This window comes from Vibrio sp. V08_P9A1T1, from assembly GCF_963874405.1.
Lineage (GTDB): Bacteria > Pseudomonadota > Gammaproteobacteria > Enterobacterales > Vibrionaceae > Vibrio > Vibrio anguillarum.
Genome location: NZ_CAWNIB010000155.1, coordinates 1 through 21,869 on the forward strand (window position 1 = coordinate 1; position 21,869 = coordinate 21,869).

At 45.8% G+C, this 21,869-nt stretch carries 19 protein-coding genes and 1 riboswitch; of the genes, 6 read left to right on the forward strand and 13 right to left on the reverse strand.

Annotated elements, in window-relative coordinates:
- Positions 1-451: 451 nt before the first annotated feature.
- Positions 452-907, forward strand: coding sequence for an RNA recognition motif domain-containing protein (locus AACT21_RS07150; RefSeq protein WP_017044858.1), 456 nt, complete (start codon positions 452-454; stop codon positions 905-907).
- Here the strand turns inward: AACT21_RS07150 and murI are convergent.
- Genes murI through AACT21_RS07165 form a run of 3 tightly spaced genes read right to left on the reverse strand, consistent with a single transcriptional unit; the run spans position 870 to position 4,268 of the window.
- Positions 870-1,673 (reverse strand): glutamate racemase, encoded by an 804-nt coding sequence (gene murI, locus AACT21_RS07155; RefSeq protein WP_026028285.1) that lies wholly within the window; start codon positions 1,671-1,673, stop codon positions 870-872. The genes AACT21_RS07150 and murI overlap by 38 nt on opposite strands.
- 30 nt (positions 1,674-1,703) lie before the next feature.
- Complete coding sequence (locus tag AACT21_RS07160) at positions 1,704-2,393, reverse strand: ATPase (protein WP_049785465.1); 690 nt, start codon at positions 2,391-2,393, stop codon at positions 1,704-1,706.
- Between the two features lie 45 nt (positions 2,394-2,438).
- Positions 2,439-4,268 carry a TonB-dependent receptor domain-containing protein gene (locus AACT21_RS07165; RefSeq protein WP_013855458.1) on the reverse strand — a complete coding sequence of 610 codons (1,830 nt, stop codon included), beginning with the start codon at positions 4,266-4,268 and terminating at the stop codon, positions 2,439-2,441.
- Between the two features lie 47 nt (positions 4,269-4,315).
- Positions 4,316-4,511: riboswitch (cobalamin riboswitch) on the reverse strand.
- A 160-nt stretch (positions 4,512-4,671) separates the two neighbouring features.
- On the opposite strand from AACT21_RS07165, the gene trmA reads away from it, so the two are divergent.
- Positions 4,672-5,781 (forward strand): tRNA (uridine(54)-C5)-methyltransferase TrmA, encoded by a 1,110-nt coding sequence (gene trmA / locus AACT21_RS07170; RefSeq protein WP_026028859.1) that lies wholly within the window; start codon positions 4,672-4,674, stop codon positions 5,779-5,781.
- A gap of 39 nt (positions 5,782-5,820) precedes the next feature.
- On the opposite strand, the gene AACT21_RS07175 is transcribed toward trmA, so the two are convergent.
- Positions 5,821-6,012 carry a hypothetical protein gene (locus AACT21_RS07175; protein WP_094164606.1) on the reverse strand — a complete coding sequence of 64 codons (192 nt, stop codon included), beginning with the start codon at positions 6,010-6,012 and terminating at the stop codon, positions 5,821-5,823.
- A 453-nt stretch (positions 6,013-6,465) separates the two neighbouring features.
- On the opposite strand from AACT21_RS07175, the gene AACT21_RS07180 reads away from it, so the two are divergent.
- Entirely contained in the window at positions 6,466-9,567 is a 3,102-nt protein-coding gene (locus AACT21_RS07180) for a beta-galactosidase (RefSeq protein WP_094164607.1), read from the forward strand.
- Between the two features lie 159 nt (positions 9,568-9,726).
- Here the strand turns inward: AACT21_RS07180 and AACT21_RS07190 are convergent, their stop codons facing one another.
- Both AACT21_RS07190 and fabR read right to left on the reverse strand, forming a co-directional pair.
- On the reverse strand, positions 9,727-10,104 hold the full coding sequence (locus AACT21_RS07190) for a YijD family membrane protein (RefSeq protein WP_094164608.1): 378 nt from the start codon (positions 10,102-10,104) through the stop codon (positions 9,727-9,729).
- Positions 10,104-10,745, reverse strand: a complete 642-nt coding sequence (fabR, locus tag AACT21_RS07195; RefSeq protein WP_017048583.1) for an HTH-type transcriptional repressor FabR — start codon at positions 10,743-10,745, stop codon at positions 10,104-10,106. Before fabR ends, AACT21_RS07190 begins: the two co-directional genes overlap by 1 nt.
- A gap of 286 nt (positions 10,746-11,031) precedes the next feature.
- Between fabR and sthA the strand changes: the two genes are divergently transcribed.
- A complete protein-coding gene (gene sthA, locus AACT21_RS07200) occupies positions 11,032-12,432 on the forward strand; it encodes a Si-specific NAD(P)(+) transhydrogenase (protein WP_017048582.1) in 1,401 nt (466 codons plus the stop codon).
- Between the two features lie 103 nt (positions 12,433-12,535).
- On the opposite strand, the gene dinF is transcribed toward sthA, so the two are convergent.
- The 3 genes from dinF to lexA form a co-directional block, all read right to left on the reverse strand.
- Positions 12,536-13,879 (reverse strand): MATE family efflux transporter DinF, encoded by a 1,344-nt coding sequence (gene dinF, locus AACT21_RS07205; protein WP_094164609.1) that lies wholly within the window; start codon positions 13,877-13,879, stop codon positions 12,536-12,538.
- Positions 13,880-13,941: 62 nt separating this feature from the next.
- The gene (locus AACT21_RS07210; protein WP_094164610.1) at positions 13,942-14,760 is read right to left on the reverse strand and encodes a class I SAM-dependent methyltransferase; all 819 of its coding nucleotides are present in this window, start codon (positions 14,758-14,760) and stop codon (positions 13,942-13,944) included.
- A 94-nt stretch (positions 14,761-14,854) separates the two neighbouring features.
- A complete protein-coding gene (lexA, locus tag AACT21_RS07215) occupies positions 14,855-15,478 on the reverse strand; it encodes a transcriptional repressor LexA (protein ID WP_026028591.1) in 624 nt (207 codons plus the stop codon).
- Between the two features lie 319 nt (positions 15,479-15,797).
- Between lexA and plsB the strand changes: the two genes are divergently transcribed.
- Positions 15,798-18,221, forward strand: coding sequence for a glycerol-3-phosphate 1-O-acyltransferase PlsB (gene plsB / locus AACT21_RS07220; RefSeq protein ID WP_013855485.1), 2,424 nt, complete (start codon positions 15,798-15,800; stop codon positions 18,219-18,221).
- An 81-nt stretch (positions 18,222-18,302) separates the two neighbouring features.
- On the opposite strand, the gene ubiA is transcribed toward plsB, so the two are convergent.
- On the reverse strand, positions 18,303-19,157 hold the full coding sequence (ubiA, locus tag AACT21_RS07225; protein WP_017042069.1) for a 4-hydroxybenzoate octaprenyltransferase: 855 nt from the start codon (positions 19,155-19,157) through the stop codon (positions 18,303-18,305).
- Positions 19,154-19,708, reverse strand: coding sequence for a chorismate lyase (locus AACT21_RS07230; RefSeq protein ID WP_013855487.1), 555 nt, complete (start codon positions 19,706-19,708; stop codon positions 19,154-19,156). The genes ubiA and AACT21_RS07230 overlap by 4 nt, the downstream gene beginning before the upstream one ends.
- Before the next feature lie 236 nt (positions 19,709-19,944).
- Between AACT21_RS07230 and AACT21_RS07235 the strand changes: the two genes are divergently transcribed.
- A complete protein-coding gene (locus AACT21_RS07235) occupies positions 19,945-20,352 on the forward strand; it encodes a flagellar basal body-associated protein FliL (RefSeq protein ID WP_013855488.1) in 408 nt (135 codons plus the stop codon).
- A gap of 31 nt (positions 20,353-20,383) precedes the next feature.
- On the opposite strand, the gene glpG is transcribed toward AACT21_RS07235, so the two are convergent.
- Both glpG and glpE read right to left on the reverse strand, forming a co-directional pair.
- On the reverse strand, positions 20,384-21,217 hold the full coding sequence (gene glpG, locus AACT21_RS07240; RefSeq protein ID WP_094123607.1) for a rhomboid family intramembrane serine protease GlpG: 834 nt from the start codon (positions 21,215-21,217) through the stop codon (positions 20,384-20,386).
- A gap of 8 nt (positions 21,218-21,225) precedes the next feature.
- A complete protein-coding gene (gene glpE, locus AACT21_RS07245; RefSeq protein WP_010316900.1) occupies positions 21,226-21,546 on the reverse strand; it encodes a thiosulfate sulfurtransferase GlpE in 321 nt (106 codons plus the stop codon).
- Positions 21,547-21,869: the final 323 nt, after the last annotated feature.

A 21,869-nucleotide genomic window follows, 5' to 3' on the forward strand; every position in this document is an offset into this window, starting at 1 on the left:
TCAGTTCATTGATAAATCTTTTTTGATTATCATCAACGAGTGCCCACACAGATTGATAGGTTTATATTGTTAAAGAGCGTTCCTGTCGAACAAGACCGTTAAGTCCGTGTCGCTAGGGGTGCGAATAATACGCTTTAGCTTTTAAGAGTCAAGAGTTATTTTTAACTATCTTTCTCTTTCAACTAGTAACTCGTTTGTGAGGCTTGCCTCACTCCGTGTCAGTGAGGCGGCATTATAGGGAGGTTTTACAATGTGACAAGTTCTTTTTTAAAATCACCTTTCATTCGCTCAAAAAGCCACCAATGTCGCGTTTTATTGAATAAAACTTCAACATTTGAAGGTTATCACAGCAATTGGTTGGAAAAACACCAAGCATAAACGTAAGATTGATGTGTCTATTTTGTTAATCCTAGACATCCTTCTTCTTTTACTTGATATGTAGTATTCCAATATGAACTCTAATAAATCGATTTTACTGGTTGCATCTCTTGCAATAATAGGCGCAATCCTTTTTTCTCTGGTCGCGCTTTCTCCCGCAATTACTTTTGTTCTTGGTGTTGTCTCTTCCGCTCTTGTTTTTAAATTTTTTGGCAGCAAAACGCTAACCGATGATGAGGAGTCAAAACTCTCAACGAAAACACTGTATGTCGGTAACTTGCCATACAAAGCGAATGAAGCTCATGTTCGTGAACTTTTTGCCAAATATGGAGAGGTCTTTGCCGTACGTTTGATGAAAGATAAGCGAACGGGCAAAAGGCGTGGATTTGGCTTTGTTGTGATGGCTTCTGCAAATGTAGATGGTGCTATTTCAGCTTTGAATGAGAAAGACTATATGCAGCGTACATTAAAAGTACGTGTGGCGAATGATCCTAAACATCCTGATGACGATATGTTTGAACAGGAGTAAAACCTAAGTGAGCTAATCGGCTATTGAGCGCGCTTTCTTCCCAAGGAGGTGCGCTTGATAATATCTTGTGTTGTTTGATTTTGTATTGTGGCTCGCTTTTCACGCCCAATAGCTCTTGCACACGACGAGCAATAGCTTCTCCAGAATCAACTAGTACGACACTCTTCCCTAATACGGCTTGGATCTCTTCTTTTATTAATGGGAAGTGTGTACAGCCAAGGACCGCCACATCAATACGATTCACCAAAGGGCTAAGAATCTCTTTTAATTCTGCAAGATCGACAGCTTTGCCCCTCAATTTTTCTTCTGCCATATCCACTAAGCGCGTTGACCCTAGCAATTCAACATTCTTGTCAGATGAGAAATCTCGAATCAAATCGTGAGTGTATTGACGAGTGATAGTCGCTGGGGTAGCAATGAGTCCCACGGCTTTATTTGCCAGTGACGAGGCCGGTTTAATCGCAGGGACAACCCCTACAACTGGTACAGCAAGACAAGAACGCAGCTTGGGTAAGACGATGGTGCTTGCGGTATTACAAGCAATAACGACCAAATCAATGCGCTCTTTCACAACGACATCGCTTACCAACCTAACCACACGCTTAATTAACACCTCTTGATTGAGCTCTCCATAAGGATAAGCTTCATTGTCAAACAGGTAGATGTAGTTTAATTGTGGTAGTTTGGCTTGGACCTCTTGATAAACCGATAACCCACCAACACCAGAGTCAAAGATAAGCACATTAAGCTGAGACGGTTGCGACACTCTGAGCACCTTATAATGAAAACGTTCCGATCATACTCGCTCTTTATCAATTGGCAATGCTCTTGCTCGGTATCTTTGGTGACAAAAACGTTCCCCCAGTTGGAGATGCGTCAACTCTAACTCCAGTGTTCCACCCAAAAAACAGGGCGCGTCGGTGACCAGTGTATGAAACTCGCCATTTTCGCCACACGGGTCAACCTTTGCTGGTAAAGAATCAATAAACGCTCGTCCATAAGGTTGTCCACAATAGTCTGGCGTGAGGCTGTGACCATCTGTCGTCATCACCATGGTTTGGATGCCGCGATTTATGATCTCTCGCGCAAGAGCGCTACTATCTTCGCCTAACAAGGGCAACACACACTCCCAGCCAGCCGGTTCAATATAGCTTTTGCGATACTGCGCAATACCGTTACAGAACATATCGCCAAAAGCAACGGCGTCTATCTCTAATCCACTTTGTTTTAATGCGCTGATGATGGTCGATTGATAAAGCTCGTTACTTGGAAATACGGCAGGCAGCTCTATTTTGACAACGGGTAATTTTAAAAGTCGTGCTTGTAGCTCAATTACATACAAAGGGGTGGCTTGAAAGGGCACTTCATCTTCAACATAAGTGGTAAAAATGCCCACCACACAATAACGGCTATCTTCCAGTAATCGCTCTAAAGTGAGGGTTGAATCTTTTCCACTAGACCAACTGACAATAACGTTCTTTTTCATCATCACACTCGCAAAGTAAAAACCGCCCACTGGCGGTTTCAAAAATTAGAATTGATAAGCAACGTTGAGGTAATAAGCTCGCTCTGGCGCTTTGTAACCAATCGCCGTTTCATACTGCTCGTTAAATACGTTATCGATTCGACTGCGAACAATCAGATCATCATTCATCCAGTAGCCAACCGACATATCCCATAAGTTGGTTGCGGAAATGTAGTCGTCACTCATGGGCGATGCTGTTGGAAGATCAAGCCGTTTGCCTGTGTAAGTATAGGTAGCGTTAAACTCAAACTTACCGAGATTCATTGAGCTGATCCATTTATAATTTTGCTTTGCACGACGTGCCAGTTGGACATCGTTATCATCTTTGTGATCTTTAAACTCAGCCACAACCGTATGGTTAACAGGCCCAGTATCAAAGTTCACATCAAACTCTAAGCCTTTAATCCGAGCATCAGTGTTGTCTGAATACCAGTCATCTGAAGAAGAGGCTGGTTTATACCAAATGATGAGGTTATCCACTTTGTTGTCATAAGCAGACAGATTCCATCTTGCAAACGAATAGACACCCGAGATGCCGAGCTCTACATTTTTTGACTCTTCCGGTTGTAAGTCTGGAGTAGTGCTTAAATCTGAATACGTTGGTGCCTTAAAAGCAGTACCGTAAGTAGCGCGCACAAAATGAGCTTCGTTAAGTTGATACCCAGCCGCCACAGACCAAGTTGTATAATTGTCATACTGATCGTATTCGTCATAGCGAATATTGGATTCCAACACCCAGCGATTGACATATAACCGACCAGAAGCGAACGCACCTTTGGTATCTCGGCTTTCACCCGCTAATTTATGAGCACTGCCACGATTTTTCGCGTCATCGGCAAGGCGTTCACGGCGAGCATCAATACCTGCACCGATTTCCGATGTTGATGTCAGTTGGTAGAGATTGGCCCACTGCAGCTGCGTAAGACTGATATTGGCCTTAGTGCTGGCATTTGCCCGACCTTCCGCCAGTGAATAATCTAAGTTCTCAGTTTGCTGGTAGTTCAAACTGACCAAGCTTTTTAACTGTTCATTGTGATAATTCAGTTGGCCAGTAACGCTTTCATTTTGTGAGTAACCCTGTTTAACCGAACCATAAGAGTCATATTGAGCATCACTGTCAAACCAGCTTGCAGAAACATAGCCAAGCCAATGCTTACTTAATTGATGCTCATAACCAGCTATCAGGTTTTGGCTATCAAAACCATATTGGGTACCGTTTCCCGTCTTTTTAATATCATAGCCATCGGTTTGTTCAAAACCTGCCGCTACTTGGATATGCCCTTGTTCGTTCACATCCGCTTTAGCCACTATATCGGCTTTTTTAGACGCAAGGCTGCCAATGCCCAGCGCTAGTTGTTTAGCATCATCGCCTCGGTGAGAGCGAGTGATAATATTGATCACACCGCCAATCGCATCAGAACCATAAACTGACGCACTCGGACCACGAATAACCTCTAGGCGTTCCACTAAACCAATCGGAAAACGGTTAATCGCCACACCACCTGCAGATGAATTGATACGAATACCATCCACCAATACCAACACATGATCACTGTTAGTTCCGCGCATAAAAATAGACGCATTGTGTCCTCGCCCACCATTTTGGGCGATTTCCACGCCGGGGACTCGGCGTAATACTTCGGTTAATGAGTTGGCTTGATACTGTTCGATCTCTTCACGTGACACAACGGTTACTGAAGAAAGAACTGAGGATTCGATTTGCTCGAAACGGTTAGCCGTCACCACGAGCGACTCTTCAGTGTTTTGAGCATAAGAAGAAAATGAGGCATACGGAAGCAGCGATGCTACAGCCGCCGCTAAAAGGGATTTATTCATATTGTGATCCTAATTCGCGTAAGTCCTACCAAATCAACCAAACGGTGGTATAGATTTGGCTGCTGGCAGGTATTCGGACTTGAGAGCTCTTGACCTACTAACCCGACTTCCCACAGCATTTTCCTGCAGTGTCATATTGGGTGTTCGTTCTCTCTTACCGCTGCGCGTCAGTTCTGGATTCACACCAGATTCCCTTTTCGGCCATCTATACCGCTAGATAGCACCAGCTGAGGGCGATACTATGGCTCTATTGATAATTTGTCTAGTACTGATTGGTGTCAGCTATTTTTGTTAGCTCGCAATTAATGACTAATTCAGGACAAAACTGGACAAGCGCGAGGGATTGAATAAAATCTGCGCTCTTTATTATTTGAATGCACCATACCCAAGCAAAGGTAATACCATGGCGACTCTTGATGTAAACCCACAACACTACCAGCAACAGTTGGCGGAAAAGACCGAGCGTCTGACCCAAATGTTCGCACAATACAACATGCCTCAGTTGGAAGTGTTTGAATCACCAGAGCAGCATTACCGTATGCGTGCAGAATTTCGAGTTTGGCACGAAGGTGATGAGCTTTATTACATCATGTTCAACCAAGAAACGCGTGAAAAATACCGCGTTGACCAGTTTCCTGCAGCCAGTCGTTTAATTAATGATTTGATGCCACTTTTGGTCGATGCACTTAAAGGCAGCGACTCACTGCGCCGTAAACTTTTCCAAGTGGATTTTCTCTCCACTCTTAGTGGTGAAGTATTGGTTTCTCTGCTTTATCATCGCCAACTCGATGAAGAATGGATAACCCAAGCAAAAGCATTAAAACAGCGTCTCAATGATGAGGGATTCAACCTCAATTTGATTGGCCGTGCACGTAAAATGAAAGTCGTGCTCGATCGAGATTTTGTGATTGAGAAACTGAACGTACATGGTCAAAGTTACATTTATCAACAAGTGGAAAACAGCTTTACTCAACCAAATGGTACTGTCGCACAAAAAATGTTGGAATGGGCCGTTGACTGCACGCAAGAGAGCCAAGGCGATTTATTGGAGCTCTACTGTGGGAATGGTAACTTTTCACTGGCATTGGCGAAAAATTTCGAGCGAGTGCTCGCAACCGAATTAGCCAAACCTTCTGTTGATTCCGCGCAATACAACATTGCGGCGAATAAAATAGACAATGTGCAAATCATCCGCATGTCTGCCGAAGAATTTACTCAAGCGATGGAAGGTCAACGTGAGTTTCGCCGTTTGCAACAGGCTGGAGTTGATCTCAAAAGCTATCGTTGCAACACCATTTTTGTTGACCCACCGCGCTCGGGTATGGATATCGATACCTGCAAAATGGTGCAAGGCTACGAGCGGATTGTGTATATCTCCTGCAACCCAGAAACCTTAAAAGAGAATTTAGACACTCTATGTGAAACACACAAAGTGACTCGTTTCGCTCTATTCGACCAATTTCCTTACACCCACCACATGGAAGCAGGTGTGATGCTGGAGAAGATTAAATAAGACTTTCAATCAATATTTAAATTTCGATTTAATCGGCTTTCACCCATTTATACTGACAACATTACCTATCATGCTGCTCGCTCTGACTAACGGTTTAATCAGAGCGGGCGATGCAGAGCCCATACGATAACCGTTGAGATCACCGCTTACCTTCTGCCCCCAATGCAGAATCTCTGCATACTCACCCAATTCTACAATCAGTAGAACCTGCCCACCGGTTAATTCAATCAATGGTTATCTGTCATTTTGTCTGACTTTGAAGCAGGAAATCACATCGCATCACAATGAATAGAACAAAATAATCGGTGAGCCAAACTAAATGCATGGGAACGTTTACAGATTGATTTTGATATAAACATCAGATCCAAAGCCAATCTCATCAAGGAAAGTTCATCACTCGCCGTTAAAACTGCTTAAAAACACATTCAAGAGAGGATGATCACACGAAAGAAGAATAAATCCGTTATTACTATGAAAATGTAAACTCCACAATGGAAACGTTTCCACATTTTATTTACACTGAGTAGCAAGCTAGGACTCAAAAAATAAAACGATTAGCTACTTTATGTATGGCACTGTTTTTGGCCGCGTTAGCGTCGATTACCAGAGCAAAAAAGTCATCCATTACGGTATTCACTACCGTAGCGCAACACGGTTAGAAACAAAAAATCAAGTAGGAAAACCATGAAGGCATTTTCAGATATTCTCCAACGACGTGACTGGGAAACCCCACAATCAGTGAATATTCACTGCTTAAAAGCACACAGCCCACTTTCCAGTTACCGAGATATTGACCATGCCCGTGACGGCGTTTACGCCCAACGTCAATCGCTGAATGGCCAATGGAAATTCAAAGTGTTCGACTCGCCCGAACAAGTCGAAGGCGAGTTTATTCAAACCAAATTCAATGATACGAACTGGGATGAAATAACGGTTCCTTCCAACTGGCAGCTACAAGGCTACGACAAACCAATTTACACCAACGTAAAATACCCGTTTGAAGTAAACCCTCCATTCGTGCCCGCCGAAAACCCGACAGGTTGTTACCGCACTACGATTTCCCGCTCAGAAGCCGATCTTGCCAATACCCAGCGCATCATCTTCGATGGTGTGAACTCAGCATTCCACCTATGGTGCAACGGCACTTGGGTGGGATACAGCCAAGATAGCCGTTTGCCTTCCGAATTCGACTTATCGCCCTACCTAGTGGCTGGCGAGAATACACTTGCCGTGATGGTGATGCGTTGGTGTGATGGCTGCTACCTAGAAGACCAAGACATGTGGTGGCTAAGTGGTATTTTCCGCGACGTAACTTTGCTTTCTAAACCGCAATACTGCATTGAAGATGTATTCGTCACGCCAGATTTGGATGCGTGTTATCGCGATGGTTCACTATCAATCGTGACGCATATTTCAGCGCCAGATTGTTACCAAGTGCAAGTGCAGCTCTTTGATGGTGAATGCGCGGTGACTGAGCCGCGAATTGATCGCCCGCACAACCGCCGTATTGACGAGCGGGGCACATACGATGACGTGGTATTTCAAACATTGCATGTGCGTGAGCCAAACAAATGGAGCGCAGAAACCCCCAATCTATACCGCCTAGTCGTTTCACTATTAGATGAAAACGGCATGCATCTAGAGAGTGAAGCCTATCATGTGGGCTTTCGCAAAGTGGAAATCACTGATGGTCAGTTGAAACTCAACGGCAAGCCTTTGCTGATCCGTGGCGTTAACCGTCATGAGCATCATCCAGAGCTTGGGCATGTGATGACAGAAGAAGACATGATCCGCGATATCTGTTTGATGAAGCAATACAATTTCAACGCGGTACGTACAGCGCACTACCCAAATCACCCTCGTTGGTACGAACTGTGTGACCAATACGGCTTGTACGTGTGCGATGAAGCGAACATCGAAACCCATGGCATGCAGCCGATGAATCGCCTTTCGAGCAATCCACAATGGGCGCACGCATACATGAGCCGCTACACCCAAATGGTGATGCGCGATAAAAACCATCCTTCTATCATCATCTGGTCTTTGGGTAACGAGTCTGGCCACGGCAGCAACCACAATGCGATGTACGCCTGGTCGAAAAACTACGATTCGTCGCGCCCTGTTCAATATGAAGGTGGCGGTGCCAATACCGCTGCAACCGACATCATTGCACCTATGTACGCCCGTGTGAATACAACGATTGCAGATGAAGCAGTACCAAAATGGCCAATCAAAAAATGGATTTCTCTACCCAACGAAACTCGCCCACTGCTCTTATGTGAATACGCTCACGCAATGGGTAACAGTTTGGGGAGTTTTAATGAATATTGGGATGCATTCCGCGAGTTTCCTCGCCTTCAAGGCGGCTTTATCTGGGATTGGGTAGACCAAGGCTTGAGCCAATGGGACGAGAACGGCCAACACTTCTGGGCTTACGGTGGCGATTTTGGCGATAAAATCAATGACCGCCAGTTCTGCATCAACGGGTTGATCTTCCCAGATCGCACTGTGCATCCAACATTGGAAGAAGCCAAATACTGCCAGCGTATGATTCGCGTGTCGCTGCAAGAACAAGCGAAAGGATTCTGTCATCTATTAGTAACTAACGAAAACCTATTTCGTGCAACGGACAACGAGCAATTGAACTGGTCACTTTTGGAAGATGGCAAATTGGTTCAATCTGGCTCAGTGGTGCTAAACATCAAAGCCGATAGCCAAGCAACCGTAGAGATTGCTTTTGAATTTACACCTAAAGCAGAAGCGCGATACCACTTGAATACTGACATCACCTTAGTGGCTGAAACACTTTGGGCACCCGCGGGACATGTGAGCGCTTCTGAGCAATTTGCGCTACGCAATACCGCAGGTCTCGCCATGCCTAAATTGGAAACACAACCAGCCCCAGCGATAAGCCAGCAAAAAGGCATGATCGTAGTCACCAGCCTAGATGAGAAGCATCAATGGTGCTGGGATAGTCAAACAGGCTTGATGATTGATTGGCAAGTCGATGGCAAAGCGCAAATGCTGGCGGCACCGCAAGATAACTTCTTCCGTGCGCCACTGGATAACGATATTGGTGTGAGTGAAGTGGATAACGTAGATCCAAACGCTTGGGTATGTCGTTGGGATATGGCTGGTATTGGCCAATGGAAACGCGAATGTGTCAATTGCCATAGCGACATGTTGGCGCATGCCGTGCAAGTAACATCCACTTTCGCTTACCAATTCAACGGTGCCGTGCAAGCCATCACCACTTGGACGCATACGCTGAAAAACAGTGGCGAAATGCAGCTGACCGTTGATGTGACACTTGCCGATGATCTACCACCCATGCCACGTATCGGCTTGGAGTTGCAATTGCCATTGCATGAGCAGAGTACACCAATCACTTGGCAAGGTTTAGGTCCGTTTGAGAACTACCCAGACCGCCTATCTGCAGCACGTTTTGGCTTGCACACGCAAACGCTAGAAGAGATGCACACTCCGTATATTTTCCCAACCGACAGTGGCTTACGTTGTGGAACTCAATGGCTGCAAGTGAACGAACTGGTGATATCTGGCGATTTCCAATTTAGTGTCAGTCAATATGCTCAACAGACGCTGGCAAAAGCAAAACACACCTGTGATTTAATGGCAGAAAAAACCATTTATGTGCGCCTAGACCATCAGCACATGGGCGTGGGTGGTGATGATTCTTGGAGCCCTAGTGTGCACAAAGAATTCCAGCTAACTGGCAATAATTACGTTTACCGAATATCGTTCAAACCAATTTTGCATCGTATTTAAAAACGCACCGATAACGGCTATCGATACTTACAACGATTACGTGGCAGCGGGATGCATGACGCTACGACAAGAAAACGGCGTCCACATCCCTGTGATATGTCAGTGATAGGCTTCGATGAAGGTCACATCGCACGCTATATCTACCCAGCCATTGATGACTTAGTCGGCGCGATGGCGACCAAGAAAACCCAATTTTCTTCCAACCCAGAGTAGCAACAACAGCAGTACGAGAATGGCGAAAAAGTTAGAACCAGAATCTGGATACTGTGCTTTGATAAATGCCGAATGACCAAAAGCACCGACAAAGAAACAGGCAAGCGCTACCAATGGAAGATCTTCCGCCACCGGATGGCGCAAATATTCTTGATACAACGCCTGCACAGAAAGCACTAATGCAATCAATGGGAAAATGGAGAACGGAACTTGGCTAATGGTTACCCAAGACAACAAAGCATCGCCGCACATACCTGCGATGAGCGCTAGCACAAGTGTTTTTCTTTCCGAACCACGATGGATTGTGTTGTTTTCATTCGACATTACTCTATCCCCCCTTTGAGCCGATTACGTTCACGTTCTTTGCGATACCAAAATGCCCCTTTGGCTAGCATTCGCAACTGCATGATCAAACGTTCAGCAAGCTCATCTCGCTCACGTCGATCTAAATCTAAAGCTTCAGCGCCGGAGCTGAACACTAAAATAACGGAAGCTTCGGCCTGAGTTAATGCCTCGTCACGACCCATGCCTGTCGTCATCAAATACTCGGTGAGCTCTGCGGAAAAGTGCTGTATTTCTCGCACTACCGCGGCACGAAACTCGCAAGAAGTACCTGAGCGTTCTCGCAGTAATAAGCGAAACACATTGGGACTACTTTCAATAAATTCCATGAAGGTTTCAACCGACGTGCGAATCACACTGCCCTCTTTGACAATGCGCTGCCGTGCTTGGCGCATCAATTGGCGCAGCAGTAAACCGCCTTCGTCAACCATGGTTAAACCCAACTCATCCATATCTTTAAAATGTCGATAGAATGAGGTGGGCGCAATCCCCGCCTCGCGGGCCACTTCTCGTAAACTTAAGTTAGAAAAACTCCGATCGGCACTTAATTGGCTAAATGCTGCATCAATCAATGAACGACGTGTTTTTTCTTTTTGTAATGCGCGAATTCCCATCGATTTCATATTAAGTCGCTTCTCTTTTACTATCTGAGCCATACTATAACGTGATTGAGCACGTTGTCTAAGCCACAACATCGCCTCTTTGGACAAAGTGACCAATTAAACAGTCACCTAACCTAATTTCAATCACTCGCCACAGTAAGATGGGCAAAGCAATAGCATAAAGTGGCATTTTCACCTCTCGAGCGTGATCCTCTCCACTCTCTGATGGCAACATCGTTTACCGCACTGATGGATCAGTTAAAATCTCGCTACAGCAATGTTAAACAAATACAACAAGGAATAGAGTATGGCGAACCAAAACCACTTCGATGTCATCGTAATTGGTAGCGGCCCAGGCGGAGAAGGCGCCGCAATGGGTTTGACTAAAGCAGGGTTTAATGTCGCCATTATCGAAAAAGAGAGTAGTGTTGGCGGAGGTTGTACCCATTGGGGCACCATTCCCTCCAAGGCGTTACGCCATGCGGTCAGCCGCATCATCGAATTCAACAGTAACCCTCTATTTTGTAAAAACAACACCAGTATTCATCTCACTTTCTCTGATATTTTAGGCCATGCTAAATCTGTGATTGATAAACAGACTCGCTTGCGCCAAGGCTTTTACGATCGCAATCAGTGCACGCTGATTTTTGGTAACGCTAAGTTTACCCACAAAAATACCGTGGCGGTTACGCACGCTGACGGCAGCATCGAAAAATACAGCGCCGACAAATTTGTGATTGCGACTGGCTCACGCCCTTATCAACCTGATGATGTTGATTTTACTCATGAACGAGTTTATGACAGCGATTCGATTCTCTCGCTTAAACACGATCCTCGCCACATCATTATTTATGGTGCAGGCGTCATTGGTTGCGAATACGCTTCGATTTTCCGAGGCTTAGGGGTCAAAACTGACCTCATCAATACCCGTGACCGCTTACTGTCGTTTCTGGATAACGAAACGTCTGATGCACTCTCGTACCATTTTTGGAACAGCGGCATTGTGATTCGTAATGATGAAACCCATGAAAAGATTGAAGGCACTGACGATGGTGTGATCGTTCACTTGCAATCGGGCAAAAAAATGAAAGCCGACTGTATCTTGTACGCCAATGGACGCACGGGCAACACTGACAAATTGAACCTCAAAGCGGTGGGCCTGAATGCCGACTCACGTGGCCAACTGGCCGTCAATCGTAACTATCAAACCTCGGTGGAGCACATCTACGCAGTCGGTGATGTAATTGGCTACCCAAGCCTTGCGAGCGCAGCCTATGATCAAGGTCGATTTGTCGCTCAAGCGATTGCTCATGGTCAAGCGCAAGGGCACTTAATTGATGACATTCCAACTGGGATTTACACCATTCCTGAAATCAGTTCAGTGGGCAAAACAGAGCAAGAACTCACCGCGGCCAAAATTCCGTATGAAGTTGGCCGCTCTTCGTTTAAACACCTCGCACGAGCACAAATTTCTGGCAAAGATATCGGCAGCTTGAAAATTTTGTTTCACCGAGAGACAAAAGAAATTTTAGGTATTCATGTGTTTGGAGAACGCGCGGCTGAAATCATCCATATCGGACAGGCAATTATGGAGCAAAAAGGCGAAGCCAATACCCTCGAATATTTCGTTAATACCACCTTCAATTATCCAACCATGGCCGAAGCCTACCGCGTGGCGGCGTTAAATGGCCTGAATCGATTGTTCTAATCATCGACCTAATTCTGCCTGCTAATGGAATGAAAGCCGCTAACGAGTGCGGCTTTCTTTTTGGTAACCTAGTGAGTGAAGTGCTTAGGGATAGGTTCGGTGATCAAGTGAGAAAAACACCGCGTCGCCATTGTGAGATAAATAGCACACCTAAACTGATGCCGCGCATTGCCATAAAGCTGAGCATCGCCATCCACAGGGCGTGATTACCCAAAGACTGAGCCAGATAGAAAACGCTGAAAAAACTGCACATCGCGACAAACATGCTGTTGCGCATCTCTTTACCTTTGGTCGCGCCGATAAAAATACCATCCAATAAAAAACACCACATCGCGGTTAACGGCATCGCCACCAGCCACGGTAGATAACGGTTAGCCGCTTGCTGAACTGCGTTAATGTCAGTGATCAGCGTGATCAACGCCGATCCCCACACCGCAAACATCACCGTTAACGCTAAACAGATTAGCGCACTCCAGAAAAAACTGCCGATCAGAGCACTTTTGAGCTGCGCCTCACTTTTTGCACCAATCGCTTTGCCAACCATGGCCTCCATCGCATAGGCAAAGCCATCCATGCCATAAGAGATCATCATCAAAAAACTCATTAAGACAGCGTTAGCCGCCACGGTTTGATCACCAAAGGCCGCCCCTTGAAAGGTCATAAAGCTAAACGCCGCCTGCAAACAGAGTGAACGCAGGAAAATATCGCGATTCAATTTCACAAAGCGGCTAAGACCTTGTGTCACTAAAACACCTAGCTGCAGTGGCGAAGGGAGTTGATGCCGCAACCAATAGCGCCAAACACACAGTAAACCAAAGCTCATGCCCGCATAATCAGCGATAACCGACGCCAGCGCAGCACCTTCCACTTTCCAGCCGAAACCCAACACAAACAGAATGTCCAAAGCGATGTTGGTTAAGTTAGTGATGATTACCATCCACATTGGCGCTTTGGCATTTTGCGTGGCTAACAGCCAGCCGAGCAGTACAAAGTTGGCCAATGCGGCGGGCGCACTCCACGCTCGAATCACAAAATACTGCAACCCATATTGCTTTACTTGCTCACTGGCACTGCTGGCTGAAAAAATCGCATCGCCAATCCATCGATGCAGAATCAAAAACAACAACGCAAATGCCAGTGCCATCAAGAGCCCTTGCAACAAGACTAACGCCAGTTTTTGTGACGATTGTTCACCGTATGCTTGCGCCGCAAGGCCTGTGGTCGACATTCTTAAAAAGCCGAGTAACCAGAAAGTGACACTGACTACCGTACCGCCAAGTGCCACACCACCTAAATACCAAGCGTGTTCCAGATGACCGATCACCGCCGCATCAACTAAACCTAACAGCGGTACGGTAATATTGGACAGCACCATAGGTATCGCCAGTAGCAACACTTGTCGATGTACGGAACGGTTCGATAACGTTTGTAAAATAGATTGCAACACGTTGACCTCTCATGGGTGAGAGCAAAGTGTAGCGGAGTGATAGGAGGACGGCTAGCGGTTACTCACCAACGGACATAAACTAAAACGGGTGTTAAGCGCAGCTTGTAAACCATCACCTTACTTAACCAACGTTGCCATAATTTCCAGCGGCCACAATGTTGATCGAGCGGTGAAAGCGTTTTTGCCGACGAAGCCCAAGGCAAGACATTGAGTACCGCTTCGGTTGGATTAGCAAAACCATGTCCATAATGGCCTGAGCCCATTTTCTGACCTAAAGCGGAAGCAGTTTTGTCTCCAGCCAGCATTAAACAAGCCGCCGCATTAGAAAAATGCAAACCCAATGCGCGGATAAAATAGGTGAGTTGCTGCGCCGTACAATCTAATAACGCATGCTCACAAACGATTAAAACGGCTGAGGATTCCGCAATAGGCAATCCATCCAACCACTGAAGATCATCGACACTGCCACACACATGTTGATAACGCTCACTGCGATGAAACAATTTCTGCCGCCACAGCAGGTTTTCGGTGATATCGAGTTCTATCCAATGGCAACGCCCGTTGTCTACCCGATAAAAACGGGTATCTAACCCTGCACCGACATTAATGATCCATCCATCAGGGTTACGCTCAATAAACGCGCGCACTTGTTGATCGCACAATTGCGTTAAGGTGGCATGCAGTAATTGTTTTTGATCGATATCACCGCTTAAACATTCGGGGGCTAAGTGACAGCTCTGGCAGGCCTTTGCAGCGATCGGATCATACACTAACCCGTTATCAACCAAACTTTCGCGGCTACGAAACCACAACGGTTGAACTAAATTGGTTGGAATATGATGACGTGGGGTTAGTGAATGTTTATTGGTAGGCATTACCATCTTCCTTATGTCGCAACTCGATGTAACAACAAAGAAGATGATAATGAATATCAGTTAGAATAACAAGTTATTGAGAATAGATCTCAATAATAAATTACATCCAATCGGTATTGCGAATAATGCCGACGGCCACACCTTCAATGGTGAGCTGCTGAGATTTAAGATCCACTTCAATTGGAGAGAACGCTTCATTCTCTGCGTGCAATAACACGGTAGAGCCTTTGCGTTCTAGACGTTTTACCGTCACATCATCTTCAACACGCGCCACCACCACTTGCCCATTACGCACATCTTGTGTTTTGTGCACTGCGAGTAAGTCACCGTCCATAATGCCAATATCTTTCATACTTTCGCCTTGCACACGCAGTAAGAAATCCGCTTGAGGGCGAAACATATTGGGATCCACTTGGTAATGCGCTTCGACATGCTCTTGCGCCAAAATAGGCTCTCCCGCCGCGACTCGACCAATTAAAGGCAGGCCAAGATCTTCTGGCTCATTGGCAGCTTCAAGTAAGATACGCAACCCACGAGAGGCACCCGGAATAATTTCAATCGCTTGTTTACGAGCCAGTGCTTTTAAATGCTCTTCTGCGGCATTGGCGGAACGAAAACCCAGCTCGCGTGCGATTTCAGCGCGAGTCGGTGGCATTCCGGTTTCGTCGATCTTACTGCGGATAAGATCAAATACTTGTTGCTGGCGGGGCGTTAACGGCTTCATATCTCACCTGTCTGTTTATACAGTTAACTGTGAGTATATCCAGTAATCGAATAAATGGAAGAGCGGACGCTTATTTTTTGGCTATTTACAAAAAATGCCGCAATCGACCGATAAATACCTCACCGATTCACTCACCGCGCTCGCAAGTGATGCTGTTTTACTAAACAATAATGATTAAAAGGTTTGACCAGTTTCTGGTATCCTTGCGGCTCAAAAATAGCTAGCCGCTTCGGCGCATATCGATTTCTCTGAGTATCAACTCACAGGGAAATGGACATGCGCTTAAGCATATTGAAATATTCTTGAGGCGACGACCTTTATGTCTTCTGGACACTCATTATCTCGTTCACTACTAAAATTACCTTTGTCTGCGTTGGTCAAAGGCACGGCGATCCCTTCTAATCCAATAGAAGACCACGGCATTGATATTCACAAGCCGATTGTTTACGCCTTACCTTTTCGCTCAAGTGTTGATTTGCTCACCTTGCAAACTCACGCCAAAGAACTGGGTTTACCTGACCCGCTGCAACCGCTTGAGCTAAACGGCAAAAGTTTTGCCCGTTATGTTTTCATCTCGGCGCGCCCAACCTTGATGCGTAATGATCAGCACGTTCCTAGTGACTCTATCGCTCTTTTTTCTGAACTGCTTGAGCTACATAAGTTTGATACGGAATTGGACGTTCAAATGATCCCAGCGACGGTGCTTTGGGGACGTAAACCAGGTAAAGAGGGGCAAGAGAAACCCTATCTCCAAGCCTTAAATGGCCCACAAAAAGCACTCGCGGTAATTTTTGCTGGACGCGATTGCATGGTGCGCTTTAGCCCCGTCGTTTCACTGCGCTATATGGCTGATTCACACGGCACCGACGAATCTATCGCGCATAAATTGGCACGAGTGGCTCGTATTCATTTCTCTCGCCAAAAGCTGGCAGCTTCTGGGCCAAATTTGCCCAATCGCCAAGCGCTGTTTAACCGCCTAATTAAATCACAAGCGATTGAAAAAGCGATTGAAGATCAAGCGAAAGCCAACAATATCTCCCTCGAAAAAGCGCGCAAAGAAGCGCATGACATCATGGATGAGATTGCCGCTGATTTCTCTTACTCCTTAATCAAGAAAGGAGAGCGCATACTGGGCTGGTTATGGAACCGCATTTACCAAGGGCTTAATATAAATAATGCCGCCACCGTGCGTCGCCTTGCGCAAGATGGACACGAGATTGTCTATGTCCCTTGCCACCGCAGCCATATGGATTATCTCTTACTTTCTTATGTGCTGTATCGCGAAGGTATGGTGCCACCGCATATTGCTGCCGGAATCAACTTGAACTTTTTCCCAGCAGGTCCGATTTTCCGCCGTGGCGGCGCATTCTTCATTCGTCGCAGCTTTAAAGGCAATAAGCTCTATTCGACCATTTTCCGCGAATATCTGGCCGAGCTATTTGCCAAAGGCTATTCAGTTGAATATTTCAGCGAAGGTGGCCGTTCACGCACTGGCCGTTTACTGCCAGCGAAAACAGGCATGCTGGCGATGACCATCCAAGCCATGTTGCGCGGCCTTAACCGCCCGGTGACCCTCGTGCCGGTTTATATCGGTTATGAACACGTGATGGAAGTGAGCACTTACGCCAAAGAGCTACGCGGCAAAAGTAAAGAGAAAGAAAATGCGGGTTTAGTGCTGCGCACGATTCGCAAGCTGCGTAATTTTGGCCAAGGCTATGTCAATTTCGGCGAACCGATCCCGCTGAACCAATACCTTAACGAGCAAGTGCCAGAATGGACGCAAGATATTGACCCTATGGGCAGCACCAAGCCGCAGTGGATCAACCCTATTGTTAACCAACTGGCCACCAAGATGATGACGCACATTAACGATGCGGCGGCGGCCAATGCCTTAACGTTGTGTGCCACCGCGTTACTTGCTTCACGCCAAAGCGCACTGGCTCGTGACAATTTGGTTAAGCAAATCGACTGCTATTTATCGCTACTAAATAACGTGCGCTACTCAGCAACCTGCACTGTGCCTAAAGCCAGTGCGGAAGAACTGGTTAACCACGCACAGTCGCTCGACAAGTTTGTAATTGAATCCGATACCATGGGTGAGATTATTTCTCTTGACCGCAATCAGTCGATTTTGATGACCTACTATCGCAATAACATCATTCATCTGTTTGCCATTCCCTCGCTGATTGCGCAGATGTTGATCCGCCAGCAAACGCTATCACTAGAGCAGATAACCGCCAATGTGGCACTGATTTATCCCTTCTTAAAGCAGGAGCTGTTTTTAAGCTTTGCGCAAGATGAACTCGCAGATGTAGTCAACGCTTACGTTAACGAACTGCAACGTCAACAATTAGTGACGCTAGAAGAGGGTGTCGTGGCCATTAACCAAGCCAAAACACAAGTGTTGATGCTGCTCGGTCGTACCATTTCAGAAACCCTACAACGCTACGCGATTGCTCTCAATCTATTGGTTGCTAACCCTGAAGTGGGCAAATCTGATTTAGAGCAAAAAAGCCAAGAAATTGCACAACGTCTTGGCCGTTTGCATGGCATCAATGCCCCTGAGTTTTTTGATAAAGGGGTATTCTCCGCCATGTTTGTCACGCTCAAAGAGCAGGGCTATTTGGATGTTGATGGCAATTGCCATTTAGAACCAACCGTTCAGCTAGCACGCCTACTTTACTCGATGCTCTATCCTGAAATTCGCTTAACCATTCAAGAAAGTCTCTGCCAAGCGAACTAATCGGTCGTAAGAAACAGTAAAGGCATCCCAATGGATGCCTTTACTTTATTCGTGAAGTACTTACAAAAACTAGTGAACTACTTACCAAAAGGCAAAAAGCAGGCCCAACGTTAACACCATGCCAACGTGATTGTTATTGAGAAAAGCGTGGAAGCATAAATCACGATCACGATGACGAATTAAACGCTGCTGATAAACAAACAGAGCCGCTGCAGCCAATACTGACCAATAAAAACTCGCCCCTAACTGATAATAACCACCGAGTGCGATCATCAACGCCAGTACCAATAACTGTAAAATGCCGATGATGATTTTATCAAAACGACCAAATAAAATAGCGGTCGATTTGACTCCGATATTGATATCGTCATCACGATCAACCATCGCATACTGCGTATCATACGCCACAGTCCACAACGCATTGATCAAAAATAGCCCCCACATCACCGCTGGCAATTCGTTGGCTTGCGCCGCCCATGCCATCGGAATAGACCAACTAAAGGCCAGCCCTAATACCAACTGCGGAAGGTGTGTATAACGTTTCATGAACGGATAAACAAACGCTAATGCGATACCGACAAAGGAGAGCTGAACCGTGAGTGGATTCATGGTCAAAACCAGCAGGAAAGAAGTGATACCTAGCGTTAAAAACAGTGCAATCGCCTCTTTGGTTGTCACACGCCCGGCAGGCAAAGGCCGCTGTTTGGTTCGTTTAACATGTCCATCGACTCTGCGATCGGCAAAATCGTTGATCACGCAACCCGCTGAGCGCATCAACAACACCCCCAACACGAATACCAATAATACTTTAGGATCGGGGAAACCTTGCGCGGCTAAAATCAATGCCCATAAGGTTGGCCACAACAATAGCAAAGAACCAATTGGCCGATCCATGCGCATCAGTTGCCAATAAGCACGCGCCTTAACCAAAGTCATGACACTCTCTCCTTAGAGTAAATCGGTGAAAAGGGTAAAAACAGCTCCGCAACTAACATCGGTTTATTATTCATCCATAATCGTGAACGGCGTGCAAGCAACGGCCCCTCTTCCATCATTGCCCAGCCCACTTGTAGTGCGTCACGCTTAACGTGCTCAGCACGAAAAACCGTTAACCCAAGCGGAATATCACCTTGGCGCGCTAAGTCATATTGCTGACCCAGCATCGAAGATTGAGGAATTAAAGTTCGGCCTAAAACCCATGGCTGTTGATCACCACGCAGCACAACCTGGCGTAACAAACAGGCTTCATCAGATAACAGAGCCATCTCATCACCCTGTAATTTTTCTGCCTCAACGAGCTTATTGTGCAGTAGTTCAACGCTCAGTTGCTGACACTGCGCCTCTAACACGCGAGATAATGATCCTTGCTCTAAAAGCCAAGACTGAGAAACCTGATCAGGAAAAGAAAAAACGTCAGGTTGTTGCCAAATTACTTCTCGCAAAGCAGACAGATAGAGCGAAATTGATTGATTCATACTAGTATTCAATTAGTGGCTTTATCAACATACAATAAAGGTCCATTTTTGGTTAACACAACCATAAAAAGCGCTCACTCACAGAATCCCTCGGTTGGAGGTTAAAAACCCGCTTGTAAAAACGGGAAGCGACAACTGCGGTATATTCCAAACAACGAGATAAGCATTTTGATTACAATCCGATGCTCTATTGTAACAAGACTCAAGCGATTCGAGTATCGTGAACCAACTAAAGAAAAGATAGAAATATGCTTAAACGTTATGTAGCCCAAATAATTATCGCCCTAAGCTTGTTTTGTGCGTTACCAAGTTATGCACAAGATGAAAAAGCGCCTAGGCTAGCGTACTTTACCTTAGAGCCGGATCTCACCACCAACTTTTTCACCAAAGGAAATAAGTTAGGTTACATCCAAGTTCGTATCGACGTGATGGTATCCAGCGACGCCGATTTACCCGCCGTTGAACGGCATCAACCACTGATTCGTGATGCCATCGTCGAGCTACTCGGTAAACAGACCGAAGAGACGATAAAATCACTCGCAGGTCGGGAAGATTTAAGAAAAACGTTGGTCACAGAGCTCAACGCGGTGTTACTGCCTGAAATAGGCCGAACCATTATTGCTGACCTACTGTTTACTAAATACATCTATCAATAGAGCAGCGATTGCCGCTCTATTGATGTTTTGCTTAACGAGTTCGATGACGGCTGGCGTCATTTAATCCAAAGGCGATTCCTGCAAATAGACCCGCTAAATGCGCGCTGTTGGCAATCGCCATAAAGGGTTGCACAAACCCGAGCACTAACCACACCAGCATAAAACCGATCACCGGTTTGGGCATTTGCAAGCCAAGATGAGGGGCTTTCCAACCAAGCATCCATAGATAACCGACCAACGCATAGACCACACCCGATAAACCACCAAAATTGGCTCCTTCAACCCAGTACTGAGCCGCACCGGACAACAATGCTGACACTAAAAATAGCTGTCCAAGTTTGAATGAGCCAAGCCGTTTTTCAACATCGCCCCCCAACTGCCACCACCATAACAAGTTAAAGACGATGTGTAGCACAGAGAAATGAAGTAAAGCATGACTAAACCAGCGCCAAATCTGCCATTGCTGCCCAGCCAAAGCAGGAAAATGTAATGCAGAAAATACTTGATTGGCTAGCCCAAACTGCTGCAATGCAAAGATAATGGCGCATGCCATCATCACGCCCAGTGTTAAAGGCCCAGCTTTGGCTTTGAGCATCGCCAACATGCTCGGTGAACGATATTGAAAGTGACTTTTGCGGCTTTCAGCCACATCCCATGAAGCGGCTTGATACTTTCTATCATTTGGATTGTGCAGAAAATGGTTGAGTTCCGCTTCGGCTTCAATCTGATGTTGCTCATCAAGTAACCATAACGCAAATTGACCACTCCCTTCCGGCATCATTTGAATCTCAATTTCACGAGAGGCCATGTAATCAATAAAGGCTTGCGCCATTCTTGGGTTATTGAGCGTGATCAGTCTTAACATAAGTCATCCTAATTGCTGGTTACGGGCAAGCCTGCACGATGCCAAGCTTCGAATCCACCATCCACACTATACACCTGTTCAAAACCTTGGTTAATCAGATACTGTGCCGCACCTTGGCTGCTAATACCGTGATAACACATCACTAAAATGGGTTGGTCAAATTCGCTTTTTTCCATAAATGAAACCATGCTGTCGTTGGTTAAGTGGAATGCGCCATTTGCATGTGCAACCGCAAAAGATTGCGCATCACGAATATCCACTAATTGCGCATCATGTTGTTCCATTAAAGCTTGTGCTGCTTGAGCATTGATATGTTGAAACTGATCCATCGCTTCCTCTGATTGGTTTTATTTTTAGCGTTTGATTGTAACCTATCCCAAGGCAATCAAGTACACGGCCTTTATAAGGTTATCCACCACTGATCACTTTTTCGCCGTTTGTGGATAATCTTGTGGATTGCGTTGATAAAGTAGTAAATGAGAAATAGATCCACAACATGTAGTGATGATCCTTACTTTTCTGTGTGTAACACAATACATATCCCCAAATATAAAACGGTGTTCAAGCCTTGATTTAACCGACTTGATGACAGCTCACGAATAATTTTGTCACAGAGTTATCCACAATCAGCGCGCTGAAAATTTGATCACTT

Excerpts from the sequence above, each read along its gene's own strand:
- AACT21_RS07150 (WP_017044858.1), top strand. The coding sequence starts at position 452 with ATGAACTCTAATAAATCGATTTTACTGGTTGCATCTCTTGCAATAATA.
- AACT21_RS07160 (WP_049785465.1), bottom strand. The coding sequence starts at position 2,393 with ATGAAAAAGAACGTTATTGTCAGTTGGTCTAGTGGAAAAGATTCAACC.
- AACT21_RS07165 (WP_013855458.1), bottom strand. The coding sequence starts at position 4,268 with ATGAATAAATCCCTTTTAGCGGCGGCTGTAGCATCGCTGCTTCCGTAT.
- trmA (WP_026028859.1), top strand. The coding sequence starts at position 4,672 with ATGGCGACTCTTGATGTAAACCCACAACACTACCAGCAACAGTTGGCG.
- AACT21_RS07180 (WP_094164607.1), top strand. The coding sequence starts at position 6,466 with ATGAAGGCATTTTCAGATATTCTCCAACGACGTGACTGGGAAACCCCA.
- AACT21_RS07190 (WP_094164608.1), bottom strand. The coding sequence starts at position 10,104 with ATGTCGAATGAAAACAACACAATCCATCGTGGTTCGGAAAGAAAAACA.
- fabR (WP_017048583.1), bottom strand. The coding sequence starts at position 10,745 with ATGAAATCGATGGGAATTCGCGCATTACAAAAAGAAAAAACACGTCGT.
- sthA (WP_017048582.1), top strand. The coding sequence starts at position 11,032 with ATGGCGAACCAAAACCACTTCGATGTCATCGTAATTGGTAGCGGCCCA.
- AACT21_RS07210 (WP_094164610.1), bottom strand. The coding sequence starts at position 14,760 with ATGGTAATGCCTACCAATAAACATTCACTAACCCCACGTCATCATATT.
- lexA (WP_026028591.1), bottom strand. The coding sequence starts at position 15,478 with ATGAAGCCGTTAACGCCCCGCCAGCAACAAGTATTTGATCTTATCCGC.
- plsB (WP_013855485.1), top strand. The coding sequence starts at position 15,798 with ATGTCTTCTGGACACTCATTATCTCGTTCACTACTAAAATTACCTTTG.
- ubiA (WP_017042069.1), bottom strand. The coding sequence starts at position 19,157 with ATGACTTTGGTTAAGGCGCGTGCTTATTGGCAACTGATGCGCATGGAT.
- AACT21_RS07235 (WP_013855488.1), top strand. The coding sequence starts at position 19,945 with ATGCTTAAACGTTATGTAGCCCAAATAATTATCGCCCTAAGCTTGTTT.
- glpG (WP_094123607.1), bottom strand. The coding sequence starts at position 21,217 with ATGTTAAGACTGATCACGCTCAATAACCCAAGAATGGCGCAAGCCTTT.
- glpE (WP_010316900.1), bottom strand. The coding sequence starts at position 21,546 with ATGGATCAGTTTCAACATATCAATGCTCAAGCAGCACAAGCTTTAATG.